General features: G+C 65.4%; 9 protein-coding genes and 2 pseudogenes. 4 read left to right on the top strand and 7 right to left on the bottom strand.

Annotated elements, in window-relative coordinates; genetic code table 11:
- Positions 1 to 64: 64 nt before the first annotated feature.
- The 3 genes and pseudogenes from EAO76_RS21985 to EAO76_RS21975 all read right to left on the bottom strand — a co-directional run.
- Positions 65 to 916, bottom strand: a pseudogene (locus EAO76_RS21985) (IS5 family transposase); the annotation flags it as partial.
- 48 nt (positions 917 to 964) lie between these two features.
- Positions 965 to 1,153, bottom strand: coding sequence for a hypothetical protein (locus EAO76_RS21980; protein WP_148837674.1), 189 nt, complete (start codon positions 1,151 to 1,153; stop codon positions 965 to 967).
- Positions 1,150 to 1,674, bottom strand: coding sequence for an RNA polymerase sigma factor (locus EAO76_RS21975; RefSeq protein WP_148837673.1), 525 nt, complete (start codon positions 1,672 to 1,674; stop codon positions 1,150 to 1,152). Before EAO76_RS21975 ends, EAO76_RS21980 begins: the two co-directional genes overlap by 4 nt.
- A 655-nt stretch (positions 1,675 to 2,329) precedes the next feature.
- Between EAO76_RS21975 and EAO76_RS21970 the strand changes: the two genes are divergently transcribed.
- The 3 genes from EAO76_RS21970 to EAO76_RS21960 all read left to right on the top strand — a co-directional run bounded on the left by EAO76_RS21970 (position 2,330) and on the right by EAO76_RS21960 (position 3,990).
- On the top strand, positions 2,330 to 2,671 hold the full coding sequence (locus tag EAO76_RS21970) for a hypothetical protein (protein WP_187438734.1): 342 nt from the start codon (positions 2,330 to 2,332) through the stop codon (positions 2,669 to 2,671).
- Positions 2,672 to 2,806: 135 nt separating this feature from the next.
- Positions 2,807 to 3,106: a transposase gene (locus tag EAO76_RS21965; protein ID WP_148837671.1), complete on the top strand. Its 300-nt coding sequence runs from the start codon at positions 2,807 to 2,809 to the stop codon at positions 3,104 to 3,106.
- Positions 3,103 to 3,990 carry an IS3 family transposase gene (locus tag EAO76_RS21960; protein WP_148837670.1) on the top strand — a complete coding sequence of 296 codons (888 nt, stop codon included), beginning with the start codon at positions 3,103 to 3,105 and terminating at the stop codon, positions 3,988 to 3,990. The genes EAO76_RS21965 and EAO76_RS21960 overlap by 4 nt, the downstream gene beginning before the upstream one ends.
- A 142-nt stretch (positions 3,991 to 4,132) precedes the next feature.
- Here the strand turns inward: EAO76_RS21960 and EAO76_RS21955 are convergent, their stop codons facing one another.
- From EAO76_RS21955 to EAO76_RS21940, 4 genes are all read right to left on the bottom strand, one after another.
- Positions 4,133 to 4,552 (bottom strand): hypothetical protein, encoded by a 420-nt coding sequence (locus tag EAO76_RS21955; RefSeq protein ID WP_262375649.1) that lies wholly within the window; start codon positions 4,550 to 4,552, stop codon positions 4,133 to 4,135.
- Between the two features lie 202 nt (positions 4,553 to 4,754).
- Positions 4,755 to 6,050 carry an ABC transporter permease gene (locus tag EAO76_RS21950; protein WP_262375648.1) on the bottom strand — a complete coding sequence of 432 codons (1,296 nt, stop codon included), beginning with the start codon at positions 6,048 to 6,050 and terminating at the stop codon, positions 4,755 to 4,757.
- Positions 6,047 to 6,823 (bottom strand): ATP-binding cassette domain-containing protein, encoded by a 777-nt coding sequence (locus tag EAO76_RS21945; RefSeq protein ID WP_148837667.1) that lies wholly within the window; start codon positions 6,821 to 6,823, stop codon positions 6,047 to 6,049. The genes EAO76_RS21950 and EAO76_RS21945 overlap by 4 nt, the downstream gene beginning before the upstream one ends.
- Positions 6,824 to 6,887: 64 nt before the next feature.
- Complete coding sequence (locus tag EAO76_RS21940; RefSeq protein WP_148837666.1) at positions 6,888 to 7,166, bottom strand: hypothetical protein; 279 nt, start codon at positions 7,164 to 7,166, stop codon at positions 6,888 to 6,890.
- Positions 7,167 to 7,507: 341 nt separating this feature from the next.
- Between EAO76_RS21940 and EAO76_RS21935 the strand changes: the two are divergent.
- Positions 7,508 to 8,014: pseudogene (locus tag EAO76_RS21935) on the top strand (ISAzo13 family transposase); the annotation flags it as partial.
- Positions 8,015 to 8,078 lie beyond the last annotated feature (64 nt).

Genomic DNA, 8,078 nt, shown 5'->3' with positions numbered 1-8,078 from the left:
CCGGCTCGGGCGGTGGCCTCGTCGTGCTGGGTCTGGGGGCGGGCGAGGAGTTCGGCGACGTTCGCGCGGCCGGTCCGAGGGTGTCGCGCCAGGCGGGACTCGGTGTGGTGAGGCGGCGGGTCATGTCCGCGGTGGAGGCCCAGTGGACGCGTGAGGCGGAGGTGTCGGGCCGGTGGTCGTACTCACGTGCCAGACGGCGGTGCAGCATCAGCGTGCCGTGCGTCTGCTCGACCACCCACCGCCTGGGCTGCGGGACGAACCCTTTGCCCTGGTCGGCAGGGTTTCGGCGGACGACCTCGACGTCGATGTCCGGCAGGGCGCCGTGGATGATGACCTCGTCCTTGAAGCCCTGGTCCACCAGGGCCTTCTCCAGACGCATCCCGCACCGCTCGGCGGCCTGGTCGAGCAGGGCGGTGCCGGCCGTGTTGTCGTGGGCGGAGGCGGCCGGCACGACAACACCGATGATCAGCCCCAGAACGTCCACGGCCAGTCCCCGCTTGCGCCCCGACACCTTCTTGTTCGCGTCCAGCCCCGTCGTGGTCTTGGGGACACCGGCGGCCGCGCGGACGGACTGGGTGTCGATGATCACCAGGGACGGGTCCTCTAACCGGCGGGCCTTCTCCCGTACCTGGCAGTGCAGGAGTTCCTGGATCCGCTGGTCCAGCCCGTCCTCGCGCCACGGGCCGAAGTGGTAGAACACCGCCGGCCAGGCCGGTAGATCGTGCGGCAGCAGGCGCCACTGGCAGCCCGTCCGGTTCCGGCAGAAGATCGCGTTCACGACTTCCCGCAGGTCGCAGGACCCGGGATCTCCGGTCGCCGACCCCGCCACCCGGTCCTGCTTCCAGGTCGTGATCATCGGCTCGATCAACGCCCACTGCTCGTCCGGCAAGTCGCTGAGGTACGGCTCTCTCTTCACGCCCCGCATCTCAACATGGACATGCCCATGAGGCGGTCCGGACCGCGATCAGTACCACGACCGAGCGATCACGAACCGAGGAAGATCGGACTTAACGCCCACTGCTGCTGGACCAGCGCCGTCGACGTCGACGGCGTCCCGGGCGAGACGGCGCAGGCCAGCGCCGACATCGAAGGGGCGGCGGYGCTCGCGGACGGAGATGTCGGCGTCGGCGAAGACCTTCTCCCAGGCGTTCACGGGGTGTCCTCCTTCTTGATCGGCCGGGTGGCGCGGCGGTAGACGGGGGCGAGGCGTTCCTGGGCCTTGCGGCAGTGGTGGTTGACGGTGCTGGGCGAGAGGCCCATGTACCAGGCGATGTGCTTGGTGTCGTACTTGGCGATGTGGCGCAGGACGATGGCGTCGAACTGGCGCGGGGGCAGCTTGCTGAGGGCCGGGTACAGGCCGATGCCGCTGTCCATCGTCGTGAGGTTCTCGCGGAAGCCGTCGATCAGCTCGTCGGCGACGACGCGGCGCATGAGCTGCCAGGTCTGTTCCTGCAGATCGGGCTCGGTGAGCAGGTCGTCCCAGTGCCGCAGGATCTCCAGGAAGGCGCGGTGGACGGCTTTCTCCGCCCGGTCGTTCGTGCGCAGGATGACCAGGGCGTACTCGTGGAACGCCTCCTGGTTGGTGAGGTAGTGGGCCTCGAAATCCAGCGGGAGCGGGAGCGGGGCCTCGGCCACGGGGCTGTGGCCGTCCTCCTCACGTACTTCGTCGGTCATGGGTCCTCTTCGTTGAGGGCTGGGATGGAGTCCGGCACGCCCGGGGTGCCGTCAGGGATCACTCAACCGGCCGAATCAGCCGAACGCGCATGCGCGACCGAACGAATATCACGCACCGGTACGGCCTGTCGGCGGAAAGTGATGTTGTAACGGATGGTGTAAGGGTGCCGACCTGCGGTGACATCCCACTCTTCGCGGTACGCCGCCGACAAAGGATCTTTGTCGAGTGACGGATGTCACAGCAGTGGCAGGTGTTGCGGGCACCATCACCTGCCACGACAGGGTGAATCCTTTCAACTCCCCTGCGAAGCAAGGCTTCTGACTGGTAAGAGGGCAGCCGATCGGTGGCCGGCGCACCCAGCCGTAACGAAGTCGCAGCGCTCCGCGCGGCGGCCGACGAGGGGCGGACGCCCGCGGCCCGGGTGKGCGCGCACCCGGGCCGCGGGCTCGGCCATCGGGGCGGCGGACGGAACGCGGCTTCAGCGAACGGGCCACCCCCTGCCCCCGCTCCGGAGCCGGCCGGGACCGCAGGCCCGTGCGCCCTCTTCCGCCAGAGGTGCCAGGGTGCCGGACCGGTGGTTTTGCGGCGGTGTTGGCCGGATGGCACCGGCCCGGGGGTCAGGCTGGTCCGTATCTCCCGTGACAGGCAGCCGAGTTGGGCAGCATACGCATTGAAATCGAGCCGCTACTGATCGCAACTTTTTGGGGGCAGATGACACGGCCCAAGGACACCGGCTACACCGGCACGCTGACGATGCTGCACACCGCCGTGATGACCACAGGAACCGATCTGCGGGACGTGATCGGCAAGGGCATCGAGAAGCTGGAGGCGAGCGGGCAGGCCGCCCAGGAGACCACCACCCGGGCCGTGGTCGACGAGCTCAGCCGGATGCGGACGAACCTGCGCGAGGCCCGGGACCGGCTCACGACCGGCGGGGAAACACTGAGCGTATTCAGCGTGGCCACTGATCGGGTGACGCCGGTGTGGTTGAGGTGAGGGCCACAACGCACAAGGCTCCCGTGCCGTTGGGGGAGGTGTTCGAAGTCTCAACCCATCGGCACAGGTGAACCTTCCCCTTGATCGTGGACACCTGGAGACTGGGACGTGAGGTTCCAGAGGAAGTAGCACCAGGTGGGAAGCAAGTACACGAAGCGGTACACCGAGGAGTTCAAGCGTGACGCGATCGCGCTCGTCGATTCCTCGGGCAAGACGGTTACGGCGGTCGCCCGGGAGCTCGGCATCAGCTCGGAGTCCCTGCGCGGCTGGTACCGCCGGGCAAAGGCAGATCGGGGCGAGGGCGCCCCGGGCGAGCTCACCACGGCCGAACGCGAAGAGCTCAAGCGGTTGCGTCGGCAGAACGCCGAACAGGCCAAGACGATCGAGGTGCTGCGAAAAGCCGCGGTCTTCTTCGCAAAGGAGAGCGATCGATGAACGACACGTACGCGTTCATCGAGGCGGAGAAGACCACCCACGGCGTCGCTTTCCTGTGTCGGCTGCTCAAGGTGGCCCGCTCCTCCTTCTATGCCTGGCTCGCCGCGGCCAAGGCCCGCTCGGCCCGCAAGGCCGCTGACGAGGCCCTGGCCCACGAGATCACCGTCATCCACGTCGCCTCCCGCCACACCTACGGGGTCCCGCGCGTCCATGCCGAACTGCGGCGCCTGGGGCGATGCGTGAACCGCAAGCGGGTCGCCCGCCTGATGCGCGAGCACGGCATCCAGGGAGCCCACCGCCGCAGGCGGCGGTCGCTGACCCGGCCGGACAAGAAGGCGAAGCCGGCCCCCGATCTGATCGGCCGCGACTTCCACGCCAAGACCCCCGGCACGAAGCTGGTCGGTGACATCACCGCGCTGCCCACCGGCGAGGGCTGGCTCTACCTCGCCTGCTGGCTAGACCTGGCCACCCGCGAGGTCGTCGGCTACTCGATGGCCGACCACCACCGCGCCGACCTCGTCGTCAACGCGCTGAAGATGGCCTCCGGACGCGGCCGTCTCCAGCCCGGCTGCATAGCGCATTCGGACTGCGGCAGCGAATACACCAGCAGCCACTTCCGCTACCACATAAGCGAGTTGGGCCTCCGGCAAAGCTGCGGACGCACCGGATCTTGCTTCGACAACGCCGCTGCGGAGAGTTTCTGGGCCCTGCTCAAAGAAGAGATCGGCACCCGTGTCTGGCCCGACCGGGCCACCGCCCGCGCCGAGATCTTCGACTTCATCGAGACGTTCTACAACCGCCGCCGACTACGCAAGCACAAGGTCTTTGGCTACCTCACCCCAGCCGAGACCCGACAGCGGCACCAACACGACCTCGCGGCATAAAGATCGAGTGTCCAAGATCACGGGGAAGCTTCATTCGCTCTCCTCCACCACTTCAAGCGTCTCGCCGTCCGCTGGGAACGCCGCACCGAACTCCACGACGCCTTCGTCTCCCTCGCCTGCAGCCTCATCTGCTACAGACGCCTCAAGAAGACCCGCACATGATCGTGTTACGAGCTCTACGTGACCAGTTCCTTGTCCGCCAAGAGGTTGCCGCGCTCGCGGTCGCTCCGAAAGCCAGGGCGACCGCGGCGGCCACCCAACTGGCCAGATCTGTAGCGGAATTCGCCGTCCAGTCCCACCACTCTTGTGGATACCAGATCAGCACGAGTGCCGACGCCAAGGGCAGTGGCCAACTGAGCTGCGGACCGAGCATCCTGATCGACAACAGCGCGAGACCGAACCAGATCAAGATGGAGCGAACGAACACCACTCCGGCTTCCACGCCGACGGCGAGTCCCTCGACTCCGAAGGAGAGGACACAGACAGTCAACGTGAGGCCGAAGCAATACTTCAACCGATACCGGTGCATAGCCGATGCGCCCATCTCCTCGTGCTTCGCCATGGCGCTACTGAGCGCTGCAGAGAGGAAGACCGCGGAGAAGAGAGGGAGTTCGCGTCTGAACGGGACCCCCGTGGTGACTCCACCGCTGCCGATAGAAGGCAATGCAATATTGGAGCCGCCGAAAAGCGCAGACAGAATTACGACAACGGCTGCCCCCGTCAGGATGGCTGTAGCGCGGTGGACTCTCGCGTAGCGAACGAGATCAGAGCTGATCATTAGCCGTGCACCAGGCAGAATCTTGAAGGATGTAGCTTCGCTCCTTGGCGAGCCATTTACGCTGCTCGGACTCTGATGCCCGTGAAGCGCGAACTGCTTCATTCTGGGCAGCCTCTACCCCCTCCATGTGAAGCCCCTTGTCGGATACAGACGGGTCTTGACCCATGGAGCGGTACTCAAGCCAGAGTCGTATGTTGTCCATGGCCTGCCACACCCGGTCTTCCTCGGGAGGGGGCGAGCAGTTTCCCAGGGACTTGGCGAAAACTCCGTCGGCCATCGCGATCGCCGCAGTGCGGACATGCCCTTCGGCGATGTCGAACCCTCGATCGCCTAGGTCAGTCCGCCGCAGCCCGAACTCGTGGAACGACTGCGGCGACTTCAGCCACGACTCCGATTGGTCCAAACGTTGCGCCATGAGAGTCAGCTCGGGGAGGTACTTGCCGTGCTCGGGCCACACGCATACCTCCGGAGAGTCCTTCTCAGCACGATCACACAGCGGCTTCACCGCTGCCGCAGGCCGGTCGACGCGGAGTTCGCCTGCGGCCGAAGTTGCCACTAGCGCAATCAGGGAAAGGACGGCTGATCCGACGGCGGCAAAACGAATGTGCCGGGCAGTCTTCTGCCGCGGCATCTGGCGCTCGTCGGACCGACGCAATGGCGGTGCTGTCACCGCCAGAACTGCAAGGGCGAGCGCGAAGAGCAGCCGCAGAGCGACGGGGAGAGGCTGTAGGTGCTGGTTGGGTGGGCCGGCCAGGACATTGAACTTGATAGGCAAGGCCAACATGCTGATGAAGCAGCCCAGCGCGCACACGATCGGAGTGAATGCGGCGGAAGGCCACCACCGGCCGGCGAGGTGACCGACAGAGGCGAAGATGACCAGCGTTGCCATGCCCAGCAGGAGGTAGGAAGGCCAGAGGAAACCAGGGCCTGCCTCGTTGAGGGAGACCCCGGCGGCAGTAACACACCCGATCATGTACGCGGCGAGCCCGAGCGTGAGGGTCGCGGCGAGCCGCGCTGCCTCGATTCGCCACAGGGGCCTGGCCGCAGCGAGAACGGTCTCGGGCATGCCTGAGCGGGACGAGCGGCCAGCCTGCCATGCCGAGACGGCAGCGAGCAGAGGCCCGAGGAAGATGGTGACAACTTGGGCGGCCACGCTCGCTTCAGGCCAGACACCGATCCAGTACCGGGAGCGGCCGAAGAGAACGACAAGATCGACAACGACCAATAGTGGCAAGGCCGTTAGGAGAGGGGAGCGGCGCAGCTCGATGAGATAGGCGTTCACGATGTGCTCCCACCGTTGATCCGGTGGCCTCCGAGAACAGTCATGTACCCGCGTTCCAGAGGGTTGTCGCCGGGGGCGGCGAGGTCCGCCAGCTCGGCTAGTTGTAGCGGTGTGCTGCTGTGCAGCACACGGCCCTCATTCAATACGAGGACGGTGTCACACGCTGCGCCGACGTCTTCGACCAGATGTGTACTCAGAACAACTGCTGTTCCCGCGAGCGCGAGGGAACGAATGAGTTCACGAAAATCAAGGCGCTGCGCGGGATCGAGACCGACAGTTGGCTCGTCCAGCAGGAGTAGCGAGGGCGCCCCGACGATAGCGGCTGCGATACCGGCCCGGCGAAGCATGCCACCGGACAGGGACCTCATCCGGTCCTGTGCCCTATCGGCCAGACCAACTGCCCCTAGCGCCTCCCTGGTCATAGAGTCGGCGTTCTTGGGCGGCACTTCCCGCAGCCAGGCGCAGTAGCGGACGAAATCTACGATCGAGAACGCCGGGTAGAACCCGAAGTCTTGCGGCAGATAACCGATGCGGCGGCGAGCTCGACGAGCGTGCCGTTCACCGTTAACCGGTCGACCAAACAGCTCTACATGCCCGCTCCACGGTGGCGTGATCGTAGCCAAGGTCCGGAATAGCGTGGTCTTACCCGCGCCGTTAGGGCCCAGCAGTCCAGTGACACCCGGGTAAACGGAGAGATCGAGATTCTCGATAATGCGGTGGCTGCCGTAGCCCTGTGTGACAGAAGCGAGTCGAGCGATAGGGCTGAGCGTCATTGCATGACTTTCATATGGAGGGAGAGCCCGCCTGCTTGGCGGGCTCTCCCTCGGTTAGTTTTTCTCAGTAGGTGGAAGACACGTCCGTGCCGTTGATCTTGAACGTGCACTCATGGGTGTCGAATTTTCCTGTGTAGCCGAGCTTGACCGTCTTCCTGTGCTCCGTGTCGATCTCGACGTTGCAGTCGTAGGCGACTTCGAACCTTTCGACGACCCACTGCGCGTTCGAGCAGTACCCGTGCCCGGAGGTGGTGTACCAGTAGCCCCGGCAGCCGCGATCCCACGAGGATTCTGCGGAGGCGCTGGATATCGGGGCGGCAAGGCCGATGGCCGTAGCAGCCATAATTCCGATCACGGCGCCCTTGGTTGCCTTGCCCTTCATGGTACGGGAAAGCAGAGAATTCATAATCCCCCCAAAATTAGATCTGTGCACGAGTAACTACATGGTCCCCCCATGTGCAGCGGTCACAATAGCATGCGCGCCTGGCGGCCGATCCTGGTTAGTGCCGATCTGGCGAGAATGTGAGCCGTGCGCTTATCCCGAACGCCCTCTTGTGTCCGATATAGGTGGCGACCTTTCGGCCATCCTGTGCTGTTCTGTATTCCGGAATGCATCGTTCTGGTTCCTTTGGGCTTGCCGGGAAACAAGTCGTAGCTTCCGGCTGTGGGGCTCGTTGTTCTGGTATGGGGAGACCGGAGGGGATCGAGGCCGTCCTGGCTGCGAAGTTCCAGGCGTTGTTGCCGCATCTGGATGAACGTCAGCGTCGGCTGGTCATAGGGGCGGAAGCGCGGTCGTTGGGGCATGGCGGGATCAGGCTCGTTGCTGCTGCGGCCGGGGTCCGGGAGGGTACGGTCTCGCGTGGGGTGGCTGAACTGGAATCCGGTCAGGACCCGTTGGGGCGTGTCCGCCGGGCGGGCGGAGGCCGGAAGAAGGCGACTGAGCTGAACCCGGGACTGCGGCCGGCGCTGCTGGCGTTGGTAGAGCCCGACGAGCGGGGCGATCCGATGTCCCCACTGCGCTGGACGACGAAGTCGACGCGGAAGCTGGCAGCGGAGCTGACCCGGCAGGGCCACCGGGTCTGTGCCGACACGGTCGCCGGCCTGTTGCGGGAGGAGGGCTTCAGTCTGCAGGCCAACGCCAAGACCATCGAAGGTGCTCAGCACCCTGACAGGGACGCCCAGTTCCGTTACTGACTTCGGCTCGTCAGGGTGAACTTTCCCGAAGTCCCTGATGGGCTTGGTGTGGTGGCTGTAT

Source organism: Streptomyces sp. sk2.1 (genome assembly GCF_008120935.1).
GTDB lineage: Bacteria > Actinomycetota > Actinomycetes > Streptomycetales > Streptomycetaceae > Streptomyces.
Note: the sequence above shows the minus strand (reverse complement) of the source record. Positions and strands in the feature narration are given on the sequence as shown.